General features: G+C 56.8%; 16 protein-coding genes. 2 read left to right on the forward strand and 14 right to left on the reverse strand.

Going from position 1 to position 18726, the window contains the following annotated elements; genetic code table 11:
• Positions 1-4: 4 nt before the first annotated feature.
• The 12 genes from H4J77_RS04340 to H4J77_RS04390 all read right to left on the reverse strand — a co-directional run bounded on the left by H4J77_RS04340 (position 5) and on the right by H4J77_RS04390 (position 12568).
• Positions 5-1240, reverse strand: a complete 1236-nt coding sequence (locus H4J77_RS04340) for an aspartate kinase (RefSeq protein ID WP_123891430.1) — start codon at positions 1238-1240, stop codon at positions 5-7.
• Between the two features lie 107 nt (positions 1241-1347).
• On the reverse strand, positions 1348-3969 hold the full coding sequence (gene alaS, locus H4J77_RS04345; protein WP_182247180.1) for an alanine--tRNA ligase: 2622 nt from the start codon (positions 3967-3969) through the stop codon (positions 1348-1350).
• 207 nt (positions 3970-4176) lie between these two features.
• Complete coding sequence (gene astA, locus H4J77_RS04350; RefSeq protein WP_182247182.1) at positions 4177-5187, reverse strand: arginine N-succinyltransferase; 1011 nt, start codon at positions 5185-5187, stop codon at positions 4177-4179.
• Between the two features lies 1 nt (position 5188).
• On the reverse strand, positions 5189-6208 hold the full coding sequence (locus H4J77_RS04355; protein ID WP_182247184.1) for an arginine N-succinyltransferase: 1020 nt from the start codon (positions 6206-6208) through the stop codon (positions 5189-5191).
• 17 nt (positions 6209-6225) lie between these two features.
• Positions 6226-7440 carry an aspartate aminotransferase family protein gene (locus H4J77_RS04360; RefSeq protein ID WP_182247186.1) on the reverse strand — a complete coding sequence of 405 codons (1215 nt, stop codon included), beginning with the start codon at positions 7438-7440 and terminating at the stop codon, positions 6226-6228.
• Between the two features lie 74 nt (positions 7441-7514).
• Positions 7515-8507, reverse strand: coding sequence for a GlxA family transcriptional regulator (locus H4J77_RS04365; RefSeq protein WP_182247188.1), 993 nt, complete (start codon positions 8505-8507; stop codon positions 7515-7517).
• A gap of 189 nt (positions 8508-8696) precedes the next feature.
• Complete coding sequence (locus H4J77_RS04370) at positions 8697-9887, reverse strand: thiolase family protein (protein ID WP_182247190.1); 1191 nt, start codon at positions 9885-9887, stop codon at positions 8697-8699.
• Between the two features lie 228 nt (positions 9888-10115).
• Entirely contained in the window at positions 10116-10928 is an 813-nt protein-coding gene (locus H4J77_RS04375; protein WP_182247191.1) for an SDR family oxidoreductase, read from the reverse strand.
• Between the two features lie 176 nt (positions 10929-11104).
• Entirely contained in the window at positions 11105-11731 is a 627-nt protein-coding gene (locus tag H4J77_RS04380; protein WP_182247192.1) for a tRNA-uridine aminocarboxypropyltransferase, read from the reverse strand.
• Positions 11732-11787: 56 nt separating this feature from the next.
• Entirely contained in the window at positions 11788-11907 is a 120-nt protein-coding gene (gene ccoM, locus H4J77_RS20170; RefSeq protein WP_305955062.1) for a cytochrome c oxidase subunit CcoM, read from the reverse strand.
• 87 nt (positions 11908-11994) lie between these two features.
• A complete protein-coding gene (locus H4J77_RS04385; protein WP_123890715.1) occupies positions 11995-12177 on the reverse strand; it encodes a hypothetical protein in 183 nt (60 codons plus the stop codon).
• Positions 12178-12313: 136 nt separating this feature from the next.
• Positions 12314-12568, reverse strand: a complete 255-nt coding sequence (locus H4J77_RS04390) for a hypothetical protein (protein WP_123890714.1) — start codon at positions 12566-12568, stop codon at positions 12314-12316.
• A 246-nt stretch (positions 12569-12814) separates the two neighbouring features.
• On the opposite strand from H4J77_RS04390, the gene rapA reads away from it, so the two are divergent.
• Positions 12815-15655 carry an RNA polymerase-associated protein RapA gene (rapA, locus tag H4J77_RS04395; RefSeq protein ID WP_182247193.1) on the forward strand — a complete coding sequence of 947 codons (2841 nt, stop codon included), beginning with the start codon at positions 12815-12817 and terminating at the stop codon, positions 15653-15655.
• 10 nt (positions 15656-15665) lie between these two features.
• Here rapA and H4J77_RS04400 read toward each other — a convergent pair whose 3' ends face one another.
• Positions 15666-16877 carry a patatin-like phospholipase family protein gene (locus H4J77_RS04400; protein WP_259364720.1) on the reverse strand — a complete coding sequence of 404 codons (1212 nt, stop codon included), beginning with the start codon at positions 16875-16877 and terminating at the stop codon, positions 15666-15668.
• Complete coding sequence (locus tag H4J77_RS04405; RefSeq protein ID WP_182247194.1) at positions 16877-17827, reverse strand: lipid A biosynthesis lauroyl acyltransferase; 951 nt, start codon at positions 17825-17827, stop codon at positions 16877-16879. The genes H4J77_RS04400 and H4J77_RS04405 overlap by 1 nt, the downstream gene beginning before the upstream one ends.
• 108 nt (positions 17828-17935) lie before the next feature.
• On the opposite strand from H4J77_RS04405, the gene minC reads away from it, so the two are divergent.
• Positions 17936-18688 (forward strand): septum site-determining protein MinC, encoded by a 753-nt coding sequence (gene minC, locus H4J77_RS04410; protein WP_182247195.1) that lies wholly within the window; start codon positions 17936-17938, stop codon positions 18686-18688.
• Positions 18689-18726: the final 38 nt, after the last annotated feature.

Below are 18726 nucleotides of genomic sequence, written 5' to 3' on the forward strand. Positions count from 1 at the left end.
TGATTCAGGCCTGTTGCACAGGCTCCGCATCCAGACCAAAGGCGGTATGCAGAGAACGCACAGCCAGCTCCAGATACTTCTCGGCAATCACGACCGACACTTTGATTTCGGACGTTGAGATCATCTGAATATTGATACTGTCTTTGGCCAACGCCTCAAACATATTACTGGCGACGCCTGCATGCGAGCGCATGCCGACGCCGACAATGGATACTTTGGCAATCTTGTCATCAGCAGCGACTTCGCGCGCACCAATGCTGACAGCCGTTTCCTTGAGAATAGCCTCAGCCTTGCGGAAGTCATTACGGTGCACCGTGAAGGTGAAATCGGTGGTGTTATCCTGCGATACGTTCTGCACGATCATATCGACTTCAATGTTGGCAGCACTCACCGGACCGAGAATCTTGAATGCCACACCGGGGGTATCAGGCACACCACGAATTGTCAGCTTGGCTTCATCGCGATTGAATGCAATACCGGAGATAACGGGTTGTTCCATCGACACATTTTCCTCAAGGGTAATAAGAGTACCGGGGCCTTCTTTAAAGCTGTGCAGCACCCGCAGGGGTACGTTGTACTTGCCAGCGAACTCAACAGCACGAATCTGCAACACCTTAGATCCCAAGCTGGCCATTTCAAGCATTTCCTCGAAGGTAATCTTGTCCAGGCGCCGGGCGCTCTCTACGACACGCGGGTCTGTGGTATAGACACCGTCTACATCAGTATAGATCTGGCACTCGTCAGCTTTCAGCGCAGCGGCCAGAGCGACACCCGTCGTATCGGAGCCGCCACGACCCAAGGTGGTAATAGCACCGGCCTCGTCCACGCCCTGGAATCCAGCCACAATAACAACTCGTCCAGCAGCCAGCTCACTACGCAGACGCTCGTCGTCAATCTGCTGTATACGTGCTTTGCCGTGGGCGCTATCGGTAACAATACGCACCTGCGAACCGGTAAAGGACACTGCTGGCACGCCAGTCGCCTTCAGCGCCATAGCCAGCAAGCCAATAGTCACCTGCTCACCCGTTGAAACAATGACATCCATCTCACGCGCATCCGGCTCGGCTTGAATCTGCCTTGCCAATTCGATCAAACGGTTGGTTTCGCCACTCATAGCAGAGACCACCACCACCAGATCATGCCCGTTTGACTTGAAGCCTTTGATTTTCTCGGCGACCTGCTGAATACGTTCCACACTACCAACCGAGGTACCACCAAACTTCTGGACAATAAGCGCCATGTTATTACGTCAATCCTTACCCAGAGATCGGCTTGCCGACCGTTGCCTGGCACCTCGATCGGGTGCCGCCCTTGGTTTTGCTAAATCACTTTTTGCTGCTAAGGGTATTACTGCTGGCCAACCCAGTTCAGCGCATCAAGTAGCGCCTGATCCAGTGCTGCAACATCAGTACCACCACCCTGCGCCATATCCGGGCGGCCACCACCCCTACCACCCACCGCTTGCGCGGTATTGCGGATCCAGTCGCCAGCCTTTACCTGACCAGACAGGTCTTTCGTCACGCCAGCCACCAGCACCACTTTTCCGTCAGCTTCGCCGCCCAACAAAATTGCAGCAGAGCCGAGCTTGTTCTTCAATTGGTCAACCAGAACCATCAACCCTTTGCCGTCCATACCATCTACGCGTTTGACCAGCACGGTGCGCTCGCCCACTTTTTGAGCTTCAGCAGCCATATCGCTACCGGCAGCACTCGCCGCCTTGGCCTTGAGCTGATCCACGTCTTTTTCCAGCTGGCGGGTGCGTTCAACCAATGCAGACAATTTGTCGATCAAGGTATCCCGACTGCCCTTCACTACCTGAGCAGCTTCACGCAACCGCTCTTCGGTCTGCGCAACGAACTCCAATGCCGCTTGACCGGTAACGGCTTCTATACGCCGCACACCTGAGGCAATGCCACTTTCAGCGACGATTTTAAACAGGCCAATATCGCCTGTGCGCCGAACGTGGATCCCACCACAAAGCTCAACAGAGAAGCCGCCACCCATGGTCAATACGCGAACTTCGTCACCGTATTTTTCCCCAAACAAGGCCATGGCGCCTTTCTCTTTGGCGTGCTCTATGTCTGTGACTTCAATATCGACAGTAGAGTTCTGTCTAATTTGGTCATTCACCAGATTTTCCAGCTCACGCAACTGCTCAGGCTTGATCGCCTCGTAATGGCTAAAGTCAAAACGCAAACGCTGACTGTCCACCAACGAGCCTTTTTGCTGCACATGATCACCCAACACCTGGCGCAAAGACGCATGTAACAGGTGTGTTGCCGAATGGTTCAGGGCGGTGGCCTGGCGAACGCCGGCATCAACCCGAGCCTGCAATTCGGCACCGTTGTTGATCGCGCCTTGCAGTACTTTACCGTGGTGCAGGTGCGCATGACCGGCCTTGGTGGTATCAGTCACTTCAAAGCGCACACCATTGGCTTCGAGGTAACCGGTGTCGCCGACCTGCCCGCCAGATTCAGCATAAAAAGGCGTTTGATCCAGGATCACTACGCCACTATCACCTTCACGGAGCTGCTCGACGACCTGGCCATCGCAATACAAACCGATAACCTTGCCCTCGCCACTGGTAGCCGCATACCCCTGGAACAGGGTCTCGGCATCAACCTTGACCAGACTGTTGTAATCCAGACCAAACTGGCTAGCCGAACGGGCACGCTCGCGCTGTGCTTCCATCGCCGCCTCGAAGCCAGCCTCATCAATCGTCAGCTCACGTTCGCGAGCAATATCGCCGGTCAAGTCAACCGGGAAGCCGTAGGTGTCATACAGTTTGAAGACGACGTCCCCCGGAATCTCGTTGCCTTTCAGCTGCGCCAGATCCTGCTCGAGAATTTTCAGCCCCTGATCCAGCGTCTTGGCAAACTGCTCTTCCTCGGTTTTCAGCACGCGTTCGATGTGCGCTTGCTGCGTGCGCAACTCGGCAAAGGCATCGCCCATTTCCACTGCCAGTGCGGCGACAATCTTGTGGAAGAATAAACCCTGTGCACCCAACTTGTTGCCATGTCGGCAGGCGCGACGAATGATACGCCGAAGCACATAACCACGACCTTCATTGGAGGGCAGCACACCATCGGCAATCAGAAAGCTACAAGAGCGAATATGATCTGCCACCACCTTCAATGAGGCAGCGTTGTCCTGCTCGCAGCCAATTGCCTGCGCTGATGCCGTAAGCAGGCTCTGAAACAAATCAATTTCATAATTGGAATGTACATGCTGGAGGACTGCGCTGATGCGCTCTAGCCCCATCCCCGTATCAACACTCGGCGCTGGCAGTGGATGCATCACACCATCGGCGGTGCGGTTGAACTGCATGAAGACGTTGTTCCAGATTTCGATATAGCGGTCGCCGTCCTCTTCCGGGCTGCCTGGAGGCCCGCCCCAAATGTCAGGACCATGATCAAAAAAGATTTCACTGCAAGGACCACAGGGACCGGTATCACCCATCGCCCAGAAATTATCGGAGGCATAGGGCGCACCCTTATTGTCACCGATACGCACCATGCGCTCAGCTGGCACGCCCACTTCCTTGGTCCATATATCGTAGGCTTCGTCATCGCTGGCATAGACGGTCACCCACAGCTTTTCCTGCGGCAGACCCAGCCACTGACTGGAGGTTAAAAACTCCCAGGCGAAATTGATCGCATCACGCTTGAAGTAATCGCCAAAGCTGAAATTACCCAGCATTTCAAAGAAGGTATGGTGACGCGCGGTATAACCCACATTCTCCAGGTCGTTGTGCTTGCCGCCGGCACGCACACACTTCTGGCTGCTGGTCGCACGCGTGTAGGCGCGCTTGTCCAAACCGAGGAAGCAGTCCTTGAACTGATTCATACCGGCGTTGGTAAACAGCAGCGTTGGATCATTCGCTGGAATCAGCGAACTGGAGGCGACGCGACTATGTCCCTTTTCTTCAAAGAAACGGAGGAAGGCTTCACGGATTTCTGCGCTTTTCATAAGTCCCTTACCACAAACTGGTCAGCCTGCTGCAGGTCGATGGGCATATCACGGTCTGCGCCGTGTAGGGGGAAATTACCCGGAGAGCTACTACAGCGAGGCAAAGAGCCGCATTATATAGGCATCAGCCTATACGATGCATTATCTCTACGGTTGATATTGTCTATAGCCAGCATAGACAGAGAGTACTGGCGGCCAAGGCGACACTTATCCTTGCAGCGCCACCGCCCTTACCGGCGTACCGGCACGCAACCTCAGCAACTCTGCCGAGGCCGAAGAAACAACCAGGGTACCCGCGGCAATGCGTGCAGGCGCTGCGATCATCCGACAGCTTTCACGTGTACGGTTGTAGATAAGGTGGGTCGCAGCATCATCGCCGGGCGTGCCAACCGATAGCAGCAGGTTACGACTGTCTCGAATAGCCCGCACCTGGCTGCGCTGCGCCTCAAGCGTGGCACCACCATCAAAGATATCGATATATCCCTGGTAGCACATCCCCTCCTCCTCAAGCACCGCCCGCCCGGCTTCCGAATCAGGATGTACCTGCCCAATCGCCTCGCGCGCTGCATCGCTGAGAAAACAGGCGTACAGCGGAAACTTGGGCATCATTTCCGCAATAAATGCCTTGTTCCCGATACCCGTCAGGTAGTCGGCACGCGCAAAGTCCATACGAAAGAAGTGTTGACCCAGGCTATCCCAGAACGGCGAGCGCCCGGCGCTATCGGAAAGGCCGCGCATCTCGACAATGACGCGCGATGAAAAATCCTGCGGACAGTCCGCCATAAACATAAAACGTGCTTTGGATAATAGACGGGCGTTATCACCCTGACGCGCACTGGCATCAAGAAAATAGGAGCACAGCGCGGTTGCCCCGGTCAGGTCATTGACCAAAAACAGCGTTGGCTGCTGGCGATAGATATCCAACCCGCGACTGGCCGCCACCGTCAGCCCCATACGATAGCTGTACCACGGCTCACGCATACCCGCCGCACCGAGCATACCGCTGGTACCGACTAATCGCCCCTTCTCGTCTTCGAGTACAAACAAGTAGTCGGCATCTGCCTGCGGCGCCTCGCCACGAAAGCTCTGCTCAACTGATTGCAGACGCGCGACCAGGCGATCTTCGCTGGCCGGCAGGCTAGTCAAACCTGAGCCCGCGCTGGCGGCCAAGGCCAACAGCGCCTCTATGTCCTGCATTCCGGCAGCGCGAACCAGCATATTAGAATCCCCTTACTAGGCGCACGTGATCGCCTTCGGCAACACACAACTGATCGGCTGTCGCCTGATCCAGCACCAACGGCTGACCCGGCAACCAGGTGAGCTGCAAGGCACAGGCACGAAAATCACAGACACGCGTATTGGCAACCAGCCACAAGCTGTCGCCGGCTACCGGTAAACCTATCTGCACCTTTGCCAAGGCACTGTTGCGCACCGTATTGAGCAGTGCTGTCTTGGCATGCACCACCGGCCCGCCGTCAAAAATATCAACATAGTTGTCGGTCTCGAACCCTTCATCCATCAGAATATCGAATACGTCCTGCACCGATGGATTGACCTGACCAATAACCTCCTGCGCCTCATCCGACAACATCGGCACATAAATCGGATAGCCCGGCATCAGCTCGGCCAGAAAACTGCGGCCGCGCTCGCTGCCGATGCGTTCGGCTTCACCATAGCTGACGGCGAAGAAGTGACGCCCCACCGCATCCCAAAAAGGCGCATTGCCATCGGCGTCGCTCACACCCACTATCTCGACCGAGGTGGACTCGGCAAACCGTTGCGGGTGGCTAGCCATAAACAGCAGACGCCCCCGCGCAGTCAATTGCATGGCAGCGGGCTCAGACTGGGTATCGGCAAGATGAAAACCCGCCAGCAAACTATGCCCGGTCAGGTCGTGGCACAGCGACAAAACGTGAATACGGTTGTGCAGCCCGAGCTCACGCGAAGCGTGCACGAACATCTCATTGCGGAAGGTATAAAAAGGCGCACGAAAACCGGAGGCCGCAATAATGCCGCTACAGCCCACCAGGTCGCCACTGACAGTATCTTCCAATACGAAAAAGTAACGCTCCTCTCCCGTAAAGGTAACCTCCTCCGCCATCGATGCCTGAGAAGCAGTGAGGATATCTGCCAGGCGCTCGCGATTGGCCGGCAATGAGGAGACGCCGACCGGACTGGCCGCAGCCAGCCGCTCAATCTGCGATAAATCGCTCGACTTCCCCAATCGCAGCATCAACATCGTGCGCCCTCCGTGTCCTAGGCAACCAGTCGTTGCAAGGCTGTTTTTAGCCGTTGCATACCTTCGGCAATATCCGCCTCTTCAATAATCAAACTGGGTGCCAGCCGCACTACATCTGGGCCAGCCTGCAAAACCAGCAGACCTTCTTCCTGTGCCAACACCTGGATATCCTTGGCCTTGCCGCGCCATTGCTCAGCCATAACGGCGCCCAATAACAAACCACGACCTCGCACCGAGGAAAACACCCCGAATTCTGTGGCCATCTTCTCTAGCGCACTCACGATCAGTTGATGACGATGCCGAACACCATCGAGCACCTCTGGGGTATTCACTACGTCCAGCACACGACCAGCCACCGCGCACGCAAGCGGATTGCCGCCATAAGTACTGCCATGCGTGCCTACCGCAAAATGCTCAGCAACTGCAGCCGTGGTCAACATGGCAGAAATCGGAAAGCCGCCACCCAGGCTCTTGGCACTGGTCAGAATGTCCGGCACTACGCCGCTATCCATGTAGGCAAACAGCTTGCCGGTGCGCCCCATGCCGCTCTGCACCTCATCAAATACCAGCAAGGCATTGTGCTTGTCGCAGAGTGCGCGCACTTGACGCAGGTACTCGTCACTGGCCGGAATCACACCGCCTTCACCTTGAATAGGCTCCAGCACAACGGCACAGGTTTTATCAGACATTGCCGCTTCCAGCGCTGCCACGTCCTGATAAGGAACATGGCTGATGCCGCCAAGCGCCGGGCCAAAGCCTTCAGAGTACTTGGGCTGACCACCGACACTAACGGTAAACAAGGAACGCCCATGAAAACTATTACTGCAGGCGATAATCTGGCTTTTATCCACCCCAAACTGATTATGCGCCCAGCGTCTGGCCAGCTTGAACGCCGCCTCATTGGCCTCAGCGCCGGAGTTGGCAAAAAACACCTTATCGGCAAAAGTGGCTGCAACCAGCTTGTCGGCCAAACGCAGTGCCGGCTCATTGGTCATAATGTTGGATACATGCCACAAGCGATTAGCCTGCTCAGTCAACGCTTCGACCATAGCAGGATGACAGTGCCCCAAAGCATTGACCGCAATACCACCAGCCAGGTCAACATATTCTCGGCCCTGCTGGTCCCACAGGCGCGAACCTGCGCCACGCACGGGCACCATGTTCACTGGCGCATAATTGGGCACCATAACCCGATCAAAATCAGACCGACCGACTTCTGCTGACACTGTCATCTCCTTCTCTGTATTGGCACGTCAAAACTGACGCGCACTCTATCAATGTGGCATCCGACAAACGCTGCCGGGTGTCAGGAATCTTTGGCTACGCCATCGGCGACTTGCTGAGCACGACGCTGATTGCGATCTTCTCGCGGTGTTACACCGAAACAGTTGCGGTAAGCACTGGAAAAATGCGGACCGGAGGAGAAGCCGCAGGACAAGCCAATCTGAATAATCGACTTACTGGTCTGCAGCAGCATCTGACGCGCCCGGTTCAGCCGCAACTCAAGGTAATACTGCGAGGGTACGCTGTTGAGGTACTGCTTGAAAATGCGCTCAAGCTGACGCCGTGAAACACAGACGTGACGAGCGATCTCATCGGTAGTCAACGGTTCTTCAATATTCGACTCCATCAGGATAACCGCTTGCGTCAGCTTCGGATGACTACTACCCAGCCGATTACGCAGCGGCATTCGTTGGCGCTCACCACCATCGCGAATACGCTCCACTACCAGGTCTTCGGCCACCAGTGCCGCCAAATCCTGACCCTGTTCCTGGGCCAGCAAGGTAAGAAACAAATCAGTTGTCGCCTGACCGCCGCTGCTGGAGCCAAGATTATCGCTTAACTCGAACAGGTGAGTCGTTGCCTCAACGCCGGGAAAGCGCTCACGAAACTCATCCAGCATCCGCCAATGTACCGAGCAACGATGCTGATCCAGCAACCCGGCAAAGGCTAACCCAGCCACACCGGCCTCCAGACCACCCAACAATACTCCCGCGGCAAGCGCCTGTTGCAAATATGCCACCAGTTCCTGCGGCAAAGCGTCAGCGGCGGGTAACTGATCCGCCACCAGCCAAAGCTGCGCCAAACCGGCAGCACACTGCTGCCAGGGAGCCGCAACCAGACTGAGACCGTCACTGGCTTGCAGTGCTTGCTCATCAAGGGTGTAGGTTTCTGGCGCGTAACGCCGCTGCTCTGCCATGCGATTGGCTGAGAGCAATACCGACAATGCCGGCATCACAGCGCCCGGATGCGTACCGGGCAGCAACAGAAAGCCAACGCGACGAATGTCAGTCGCCATGGGGGAGCCTGGTGATGTACTGATAACCGCGCATTGAGCCGCTGCAATCTCGTCCTGTCATAATCCTTGCATTGTGCCACAAGGCAAACCGGCTGGCATCGACCAAAGACAGCAAAAACGACACACATAAAAAAGGCGCGCCAGAGGCGCGCCTTACAAGCAGTGCCGCCGAACAGGGCGGCGCCAACTTTAGTCCTGCGGGTAAGCTTCAAACAGGCCGGTTGCGCCCATGCCGCCGCCGACACACATGGTGACCACACCATAACGCTTGCCACGACGCTGCAGCTCACGAATTAGATGACCAACCTGACGCGAGCCGGTCATACCGAACGGGTGACCAATGGAGATAGAGCCACCGTTGACGTTGTACTTCTCATTGTCGATCTTGAGGAAGTCACGTGCATACAGACACTGCGAAGCGAAAGCTTCATTCAGCTCCCACAGATCAATATCGTCAACCGTCAGACCGCGTGCTTTGAGCAGCTTGGGCACGGAATAGACCGGGCCAATACCCATTTCATCAGGCTCGCAACCAGCCACGGCGAAACCGCGGAAGTAAGCCAATGGCTTCAGACCCAGCTCCAATGCTTTTTCCAGACTCATCAGCAGCGTCATTGAGGCGCCGTCAGACAACTGAGAGGCGTTACCCGCAGTAACCGAACCATCTTCCGAAAACACGGGCTTCAGGCTGCTCAGACCTTCCAGGGTGGTCTCAGGACGGTTGCACTCGTCGCGATCAACAACGCCATCAACGATGCTGATATCGCCAGTCGCCTTGTCCTGCACCTGGTACTTGACTTTCATCGGTACGATTTCGTCGTCAAACAGGCCTTCAGCCTGAGCACGGGCAGTGCGCTGCTGGCTCTGCAGGGAGTACTCATCCTGCTGCTCGCGGGTCACGTTGTAACGGCGCGCTACGATCTCGGCAGTCTGACCCATGGGGTAGTAAATACCCGGGAAGTCTTTTTCCAGGATCGGGTTGACGAAGTTGTCAGTATTGCGGCTCTTGGCCGTCATGGTGATGGACTCAACGCCACCGGCGACGATAGCGTCGGAGCAACCAGAGGCGATCTGGTTGGCAGCAATGGCAATTGACTGCAGGCCGGATGAGCAATAGCGGTTCAGCGTCATGCCCGCGACATCAATGCCCATTTTCGACAGTACGGCTACGTTGCGGCCGATGTTGTGACCCTGAGCGCCTTCGTTGGAGCCAGCACCCACAATGCAGTCATCAATAAGTTTGGGATCGATACCGGTGCGCTCCAACAGCGCGTTGACGCAATGCGCCGCCATATCATCAGGGCGGGTAATGTTGAACTTGCCACGGAATGACTTGGCCAGACCGGTCCGTACACTGTCGACAATAACGACGTCACGCATGCTAGTAACCTCAAATTCAGCAGGGGGTATAGCGAGCATCCGCCTGCCATGCAGATCAGACACTCGTGAATGGATGGCAGCGCTCATCAATCGCTTCTACCACCAAGGTCGCACAGCATAAAGTCCAGACCGCGTGCGGTAAACACAATAGACCAGCGTGATAAAGCGCTATTTGAGGTGCGCAAGCATGAGCCTGCGCTGAACGGCTGCTCAGTTTACTGAACCGGATCAGCTCTGCTCCAGTCGTCGCGCAGCCAGCTTGAACATCTCCTGATAAATAACCTGCGGATCAGCGCGCTTCTGCTCCAGGGCCAGGCGGCCGCGCTCGTGCGGCAAAATCATGAACTGATCAGCCTCGCTTTCGCGGTAAGTGATATCGGCCACTTCCTGAGCACTGATCGGCGAACTCTGCAGTAACTTGGCCATATCGTTTTTCGACTGATGATCGGGACCGTGATAAGAGTCGAGCAGATTGGTCTGGAAAAAAGAGGGGCAAACCACGCTGACCTTGATACCCAGGGGCTGCAACTCGGCCAACAGACTTTCCGACAGCGCCACCACCCCGGCCTTGGCGACATTATAATTACTCATCCCCGGCGTCTGGATATGCGCGGCCATGGAGGCGATATTGATAATGCGGCCATTGCCCTGAGCCAGCAGCAGCGGCATGAATGCCTTGCAGCCCTTGACCACGCCGATCAGATTGATACCAATTTGAAAGTCCCAATCCTCAAGGCTCAGGTCCCAAAACATGCCACCGGAAGCCACGCCGGCGTTATTGATCAGCACATCGACACCACCAAAGCGCTCTTCACAGCTTTGCGCCAGCGCAGCAAGCTGGCTGTAGTCACGCACATCGCAACGCTGGCTAAAACTCCAGCCACCCGCGTCTGCAACCAATTGCCGGGTTTCCTTCAACCCATCCTCATTAATGTCGGCCAGTGCCAAGCGCGCACCTTCTCGAGCGTACCGTAGAGCCAGCTCGCGCCCTAAGCCGCTGCCAGCGCCGGTGATTACAACTCGTTGCCCTGTTGCCTGCATGAAAACCCCTTAACTATCGAATGACGCTATTTTTGTTGTTGAGCGCGAGCGATTAACTCAAGGATCAGTCTAGCGACAAGCTGGCTGGCAAGCCGGGATTAAAGGGCACTATAAATGCCATGAATCAAGCGTTCTACACGACAGCACGCTGACTCATCATGCCATTGCACTGGCGCTCAGCGGGTCGGGTAATTGCGCTGATAGCGCGCCTGCCCCATGGCGCTGATCTGCCCTTCTATAAGTGCGTCAAAGGGGGCCAGCAAAGGCTCCACGAGCAGGTCGGGCTCAAGCATTCGCAGGGCCTCGACACCGGCTTCAATAGTCGAGAGTGCACCTGCTTCAGGCGCCTTGCGCAGGCGATAGCGGCTGGAAAGGCCAGCAGACAGGCCAACCCTGGGCAGCGCCTGCAAGACCGGGTTCAGGTGCAACAGCTTTCGCGCCTTGCGCCAGGTTCCATCCAGCAATACCAGACGTCGTGGCCGTGTATCCGCGCAGTCGCGCTGAATGATTGATACTTGCGGGCCAGGAAAGAGAAGTTCTGTGCGCCAGCTGGAGTCCTGTAACCGATCACACCACTGCGCGTGCCCTGCAAGCGACTCGGTTATCAAAAGATCGGCACTAGAGAGGCCCAGGGCAAGCAGTCGGCCCGTGTTCAATGCGTGTTTTTGCTCGGAGGGATGCTGCACTATCAGCAGATGAGTGCAATTGGGTACGTTTGGAATAAGAAGACACAGACAGGATTGCGCAGGGCGCAGGCAGCGCTCGCAACGTGGGCGACGTGTGGGCAAGTCGGACGAGGGCATAATGGTCTGAAGTTATTAACAGACCTGCATTATGCCCTACTTCCTGGCGACACAACTCACTGCTCTTTCTTGTGTTTTTTGATATCACTCCTGATAAACAAACCCACACCACCAAAGAAAGCCAGCATCAAACCGACTGTGAGTATCCCTGCGATTACAGCTGCATCAACATACATAAGGCACCTCCTGCGTTTTCCATGTACACAGGTTATGCCGATGCTCTGATTGGAATATTGATCAGGGTCAATGAAGGAGCCAGCGACTTAGCGCGGCTTTTTATTGCGTTTCTTTTTGCCTTTACCTGATGATTTGGCTCCCGCTAGCGGCAACGCCTTGGCGAAAGCACTACGCATGCTCTCAAGCCGCGCATCGTGAATATCATGGATACGCTGTCGCCGCGCCTCAGCGAAGTCGACCACAACAGGCGAATCAGATTTGTCAGACATATTTACCCCCTTACGGCGGAGCTGATAACTCAAGTGGGTTTTGGAGTGAAAGCCAGCCCAGGGCCTGTCGAAACACCAGCGCGAGAACCCTGGTCAAGGAAAGCGAAACACGACCTTACTTACTACGCGCACAGAATCATGCCTCAATATCAACCAGCAACCCCTTGGTTGGCAAGTCAAACTCGTGCTCTGCGGGCGCCTGCTCCAGGCGCGGCTGGCGGCGACGTTTGCGGCGACGCTCTGGCCAGCGGCCGTTATCACGCTGGCGGCGCTCGACGGGGGATGAAGTTGCATTATCTACCGATTTCGACTCTTGCGTCGGCTCCACCTGTCGCTTGACCTTCACCGGGTCATGCTGCGCCCCCGCCGGGGGAATCCCTGGAATCAGCATATTCTATAACCTCATAAAAGCTGCCAGACACCCTGTCGCAGCCTCGTAACCATTGTTGTCTACACTATATCGACCGCGAAGATCGCATCTATATCCAGACAACAGTGATGCAATCGACATAATTGAGTGATTTTTGATCGCATGTAAAGGCAAATTTGGCTGCAGCCAACTGAAACTCGAGGTTTCTGCATGCGAGACGATCGGGTAAGATGTGCGCCCTTTTTTTCGCACGGTCAGGAGAGAGGCATGGCAGGATTTATCCCGGGACAGCGCTGGGTTAGTGACAGCGAATCGGAACTGGGGCTGGGCACAGTGCTCTCTCAGGACGACCGATTGGTGGTGGTGCTGTATCCCGCCAGCGGCGAGACTCGTCACTACGCATTACGCAATGCGCCACTGACGCGGGTGCGCTTCAGCCCCGGCGACAACATCAGCCATCATGAGGGCTGGAGCATTACCGTCAACGACGTTGGCGAGCAGGACGGCCTGCTGGTCTACACCGGTTTACGCGAAGACGGCAGCGAAGAAACCTTTGCCGAAACCATGCTCGACAACTTCATTCAGTTCCGTTTGGCCAGCGATCGCCTGTTCGCCAGTCAGATTGATCCTCTTCCCTGGTTCAGCCTGCGGTTTGAGAGCCTGCGTCATTATTGCCGCGTTCAGCGCTCACCGCTGCTTGGCTTGGCTGGCGTGCGTACGCAACCGATCGGCCATCAGCTGCATATCGCTCGGGATGTCGCTGACCGCATGGCGCCACGCGTACTGCTCGCCGATGAAGTGGGGTTGGGTAAAACCATCGAAGCAGGTCTGATACTGCACCGCCAGCTGCAAACGGGCCGCATTCGCCGTGCTTTGATTGTGGTACCGGAAAACCTGCAACACCAGTGGCTGGTAGAGATGCGCCGCCGCTTTAACCTGCAATTTGCTCTCTTCAATCCTGATCGCTGCGCTGGCGCAGAAGATAATCCCTTTGAGGAAGAACAACTGGCGCTGGTTGCGCTGGAGTTCCTGCTCGAGAACGACAAGGTCGCGGACTACGTACAGCAGACCGATTGGGACATGCTGGTAGTCGACGAAGCTCATCACCTGGTATGGCACGAAGAATCGCCAAGCCCCGAGTATTTGCTGATCGAAACCCTGGCGCGGCAGATACCGGCGGTATTGCTACTGACAGCCACCCCGGAGCAACTGGGCCAAGCCAGCCACTTCGCGCGCCTGCGCCTGCTAGACCCCGATCGCTTCCACAGCCTGCCGCAGTTCATTGCCGAGGCCGAGCGCTACCAACCGGTGGCAGACGCCGTACAGCATCTTCTGGAGGATGATCAACTCAGCACTGGCGATCAGAGCGCGATCATCGACTGGCTTGGCAGCAGCGCCGAACCGCAACTGGCGGCACTGAACCAACCCGGCGAAGCGGCAAACCACGCACGCGACAGCCTGGTACGCCAACTGCTGGACCGCCACGGCACAGGTCGCGTTCTGTACCGCAACACTCGCGCGGCCATTTCTGGATTCCCGGAACGGGAGCTGCATGCCTATCCACTACCCTGCCCTGAGCTCTATCAAGACCAGGAAGGCCGAGTTGCGTTATATCCTGAGCAACCCTTGCAGGCTGATTTTGATGCCGCTGAAACCATGTGGTGGCTGGAAGATCCCCGTGTCGAGTGGCTGATCGACACCCTCAAGGTACTTAAACGCAGCAAGGTGCTGGTGATCTGCGCCCACGCCGAAACCGCACTGGATCTGGAAGACGCTCTGCGCGTGCGCAGCGGCGTACCGGCAACCGTTTTCCATGAGGGCATGAGCATCATCGAACGCGACCGCGCCGCCGCGTTCTTCGCCGATGAAGAATTTGGCGCACAAGTCATGATCTGCTCGGAAATCGGCAGTGAGGGCCGTAATTTCCAGTTTGCTCACCACCTGGTCATGTTTGACCTGCCGGCACACCCGGACTTGCTGGAGCAGCGTATCGGTCGCCTCGACCGCATTGGTCAGCGCGAAATCATTCAGCTGCACGTGCCTTACATTGAAGAAACTGCACAACAACGCCTGTTCGAGTGGTATCACCTGGCGCTCAATGCATTCCAGAGCACCTGCCCGGCCGGTAACGCCCTGCAGCACCAGTTTGGCGGCGAACTGCTCACTCAACTCGATCATCCCGATGCCGATGCATGGGAAAAACTGATTGAGCAGGCACGCAACCAGCGGCTGGAGCTGGAGCAAGAACTGCACAACGGCCGTGATCGGCTGCTAGAGCTGCATTCGCGAGGCCATCAGGATTCCGTCCAGATGATTGATGTCATCGAACAACAGGACAACGACTTTCAGCTACCCATTTACATGGAACGCCTGTTCGACGTGTTCGGTATCGATAGCGACGACCACTCCGACAACGCACTGGTATTGCGGCCCGGCGAGCGCATGCTCGATGCTGGCTTCCCGCTGGGCGACGACGAAGGCGTCACCATCACCTATGACCGCGACACGGCGCTGTCACGCGAAGACATGCAGTTCCTGACCTGGGAGCATCCCATGCTGCAAGGCGGCATGGATCTGGTCCTCTCTGGCAGCATGGGCAACAGTTCGGTTGGCTTACTGAAGAATAAGGCGCTCAAACCCGGCACCATGCTGGTGGAATGCGTCTATGTATGCGAAGCCATCGCGCCGCGTGCCCTGCAACTGCAGCGCTACCTGCCACCCACGCCGATTCGCTGCCTGCTGGATGCCAATGGCAACAATCTGGCAGCCAAGGTCAGCTTCGATACCCTTGACGCCCAGGTTGAATCCTTGCCGCGCCAGCTCGCCACCAAAATTGCCAAAACCCAGCGAGAGCCGGTTGAATCACTCCTCAAGCACGCCGAAAGCGCTGTCGAGGCTCAACACCTGCAAGTAATCGCCGACGCGCGCGCACGCTTCAGTGACGAGCTAGAGGAGGAGATTCAACGTCTGAAAGCGCTAAAGGCGGTCAACCCACTGGTACGCGAGGACGAGATCACGGCACTCGAACGCCAGCATGAACAAGGCAACCACGTGCTACAACAAGCCAAGCTCAGGCTGGACGCCATTCGTGTACTGGTTGTTGGTTAACCCGCTAGCCTCAAGCCCCACCTGCGTAGGAGTCGACCTCGGTCGACTCCTGTAGCGGACACAATAAACCCAGAAAGCGCTGCAGGGATTCCGCCTTGGCCAGCGCATCACGCCGCCCCAGCTCGATCAACTCCTGACAATACTCCGCCTCAAACAACAGGTAACTCAGCACACTGCCACCTGACGCGCGGGTTGCGCCGCTGCCACGCAGGAAAACACGTAAGCTCCGCGGCAGAGCCTTGCGGTGACGTGCAGCAATCAGATTCAGTGGCTCACTGGGCGAGATAATCTGCACCTCAACCTGACGCACTCCCCGACCGGAATACCGCGAGCCCGCAGGCATGTAGCCAGCCAGGCGGTTCATGCGCTCCAGCAACTCGACATCCGTTTCCAGATTATCAACAAAAGTACTATTCAACAGATGCCCACCAATCTGCGCTAGCGTCGGCGGCAAAGCAGTGCGTAACCTCGGCCCGCGGCGCCCGCCAGCAGGCTGCCCCGCAAAATTATCAGAAACACCAATTACCAACACCCGGTTAGCGCCCAGATGCAATGCCGGGCTGATTGGCGCCCGCTGCCGCACCGCGCCATCACCAAACCACTCGCGATTAAGCAACACCGGAGGGAATACCAAGGGAATGGCAGACGACGCCATTAAATGCTCAAGACCCAGCCTGGTTTGCACGCCTACTCGGCGGTGCCGCGCCCAAGGCGAAATACGCGCCTCACCCTGATAGAAATTAACCGAGTCGGCCGACTGATAGCCGAAAGCACTGACCGATATGGCGCGCAGATGCCCGCTCATCAGGCTGTCGTCTATCTGACCGAATTTCAGCGTCCGATCAAGTAACTGCCGCAAAGGCTCGTTGTCCAGCAAAGCGGTTGGTTTTTTACTTGGAATACCGAGCAAATTGGCGCGCGCCCACCGCCATGCCTGCGCAGTAACGCCCGGCCAGTCACTACGATATACCTGCTCACAACGAAACTGCGACCACACCTCTTGTAGCCGCTCTACACCGTCAGAAAAGGTGCGTGCGTGACTGGCCAGGGCGACCGCATTGATGGCGCCTGCAGAAGTACCGCAGATAACCGGAAAAGGATTGGCTGCACCTGCTGGCAGCAGCTCGGCGATCACCGACAGCACGCCAACCTGATAAGCCGCACGCGCGCCGCCGCCCGACAGTATCAATCCGGTACAATCAGCGGGGCGCTGCATACCCATCAGCGACGGCTACGCCGGCGCTCGCGCTTGGCGTAGGGCCTGGCCACGCCTTCGGGCCGCGTTTTGAAACGCCTATGCACCCACATGTATTGCTCCGGCTGTTGTGCTATCGACTGCTCTACCCACTGGTTGATTCGCAGCGCATCTGCCATGTCGTCACCACTGGGAAAATCCTGCAACGGCGGATGAATGGTCAACTGGTAACCCTGGGCTCCGGGCAAACGGCTCTGCGTAAAGGGCACAACCTGCGCCTTACCCAGGCGGGCAAAGGTACTGGTGGCCGTAACAGTTGCCGCTGGCACACCAAACAAAGGCACAAACACACTCGCCTTGCGACCATAGTCCTGATCAGGTGCGTACCATATCGCTCTGCCACTGCGTAGTGAGCGCATCATGCTTCGTACGTCCTCACGCTCCACTGCCTTGGCATCGCGATTATGCCGTTCACGACCATGGCGCTGGACAAAGTCGAATGCAGCGTTGCGATGCTCACGATACATGCCATCAATGGTGACTACCTGCCCCAGCAGCGCAGCACCAATTTCCAGCGTCGTGAAATGCAGTGACATCAACACTACACCCTGCCCTTTTGCTGCGGCATTGTGCAGGTGCTCAATACCCTCTATTTTTGCCAGGCGCGCCAAACGTCGCTTGGGCCACCACCAGGCCATAGCCATTTCAAACAACGCAATCCCGTTGGAGGCAAAATTTTCCCGCAGCAACGCCTCGCGCTCCTGCTGACTCATGTGCGGAAAACACAGCTCCAGGTTAATACGAGCCACTTCACGGCGTTCAGCCATAAAGTAGTACATGAATTTACCCACCAGCCGTCCGAGCCCCAGCAGCAACGAATAGGGCAACTGAACAACCAGCCACAGCACCCCCAAACCCAGCCATAACAACCAATAGCGGGGGTGCAACAGAGTTCGGGAAAAAACCGCGTGATCCATTCGGATATCCATTTGCGCAAAAACCACATTCTACCCAAGCCGCGCGCGGCTTGCGATCAGCGTAGTCAATCTATATAAGTGTGCGCATTAAAGCGAAACGGACCCACCATGACTGCTGACACTACTTTGGACTTGCTCGACAACGACCCCGTGTTTCATCTCAAGGGCGGCATGCTGACCATGACCGTTGTCGAACTGGTGCGCCTGTCCCACGACCATTTTGCGCGACAACTGGCAGAAAAGGTCGAGCAGGCACCCAACTTCTTCGTCGATACGCCTGTTGTCATTGCGCTCGACAAACTCACAGACCCAATCAACGCTGCCGGTCTGACTAAACTGCTGGCGACTTGTCGCGAGCATAGCCTGCAGCCGGTCGCCCTGCGCGGCGGCGAAGACTTCCGCGCCTTGGCGCAAAGCGCTGGCATGGTTTTGATACCGGTAGGCCGGCAGCGCGAAAAGATCATTGAAACGCCGGCTCCGCAACCGACACCAGAACCGGTCACCAGCGCACCACCGGCGGCAGCCATGCCCGGCGGCGGCAGACTGATCACCGAGCCGGTCCGCTCAGGCCAGCAGGTGTATGCACGCGGCGGCGATCTGATCGTCATGGCGCCCGTCAGCGCTGGGGCAGAGCTGCTCGCAGACGGACATATCCATGTCTACGGCCCGCTGCGCGGTCGCGCACTGGCAGGGGTTCAAGGCAATACCGAAGCGCGGATTTTCTGTCAGAACCTTGAGGCCGAGCTGGTGTCCATTGCCGGGCAATACAAAGTCGCAGAGGATTTGCGCAAGGAACAGCACTGGAAACAGGCAGTACATATCAGTTTGGCAGGTGACAGCTTGAAGATAAGCGCCCTTTAACCGATACTGTTGAGCCATTCGGGGGCGCCCGTACTGCG

This window comes from Pseudomonas sp. 5Ae-yellow, from assembly GCF_014077575.1.
GTDB classification, from domain to species: domain Bacteria; phylum Pseudomonadota; class Gammaproteobacteria; order Pseudomonadales; family Pseudomonadaceae; genus Halopseudomonas; species Halopseudomonas neustonica.

Excerpts from the sequence above, each read along its gene's own strand:
- H4J77_RS04390 (WP_123890714.1), bottom strand. The coding sequence starts at position 12,568 with ATGCTGATTCCAGGGATTCCCCCGGCGGGGGCGCAGCATGACCCGGTG.
- H4J77_RS04365 (WP_182247188.1), bottom strand. The coding sequence starts at position 8,507 with ATGGCGACTGACATTCGTCGCGTTGGCTTTCTGTTGCTGCCCGGTACG.
- H4J77_RS04370 (WP_182247190.1), bottom strand. The coding sequence starts at position 9,887 with ATGCGTGACGTCGTTATTGTCGACAGTGTACGGACCGGTCTGGCCAAG.
- H4J77_RS04340 (WP_123891430.1), bottom strand. The coding sequence starts at position 1,240 with ATGGCGCTTATTGTCCAGAAGTTTGGTGGTACCTCGGTTGGTAGTGTG.
- minC (WP_182247195.1), top strand. The coding sequence starts at position 17,936 with ATGACTGCTGACACTACTTTGGACTTGCTCGACAACGACCCCGTGTTT.
- H4J77_RS04405 (WP_182247194.1), bottom strand. The coding sequence starts at position 17,827 with ATGGATCACGCGGTTTTTTCCCGAACTCTGTTGCACCCCCGCTATTGG.
- H4J77_RS04400 (WP_259364720.1), bottom strand. The coding sequence starts at position 16,877 with ATGGGTATGCAGCGCCCCGCTGATTGTACCGGATTGATACTGTCGGGC.
- H4J77_RS04360 (WP_182247186.1), bottom strand. The coding sequence starts at position 7,440 with ATGACAGTGTCAGCAGAAGTCGGTCGGTCTGATTTTGATCGGGTTATG.
- H4J77_RS04385 (WP_123890715.1), bottom strand. The coding sequence starts at position 12,177 with ATGTCTGACAAATCTGATTCGCCTGTTGTGGTCGACTTCGCTGAGGCG.
- ccoM (WP_305955062.1), bottom strand. The coding sequence starts at position 11,907 with ATGTATGTTGATGCAGCTGTAATCGCAGGGATACTCACAGTCGGTTTG.
- H4J77_RS04355 (WP_182247184.1), bottom strand. The coding sequence starts at position 6,208 with ATGTTGATGCTGCGATTGGGGAAGTCGAGCGATTTATCGCAGATTGAG.
- rapA (WP_182247193.1), top strand. The coding sequence starts at position 12,815 with ATGGCAGGATTTATCCCGGGACAGCGCTGGGTTAGTGACAGCGAATCG.
- alaS (WP_182247180.1), bottom strand. The coding sequence starts at position 3,969 with ATGAAAAGCGCAGAAATCCGTGAAGCCTTCCTCCGTTTCTTTGAAGAA.
- astA (WP_182247182.1), bottom strand. The coding sequence starts at position 5,187 with ATGCTGGTTCGCGCTGCCGGAATGCAGGACATAGAGGCGCTGTTGGCC.
- H4J77_RS04375 (WP_182247191.1), bottom strand. The coding sequence starts at position 10,928 with ATGCAGGCAACAGGGCAACGAGTTGTAATCACCGGCGCTGGCAGCGGC.
- H4J77_RS04380 (WP_182247192.1), bottom strand. The coding sequence starts at position 11,731 with ATGCCCTCGTCCGACTTGCCCACACGTCGCCCACGTTGCGAGCGCTGC.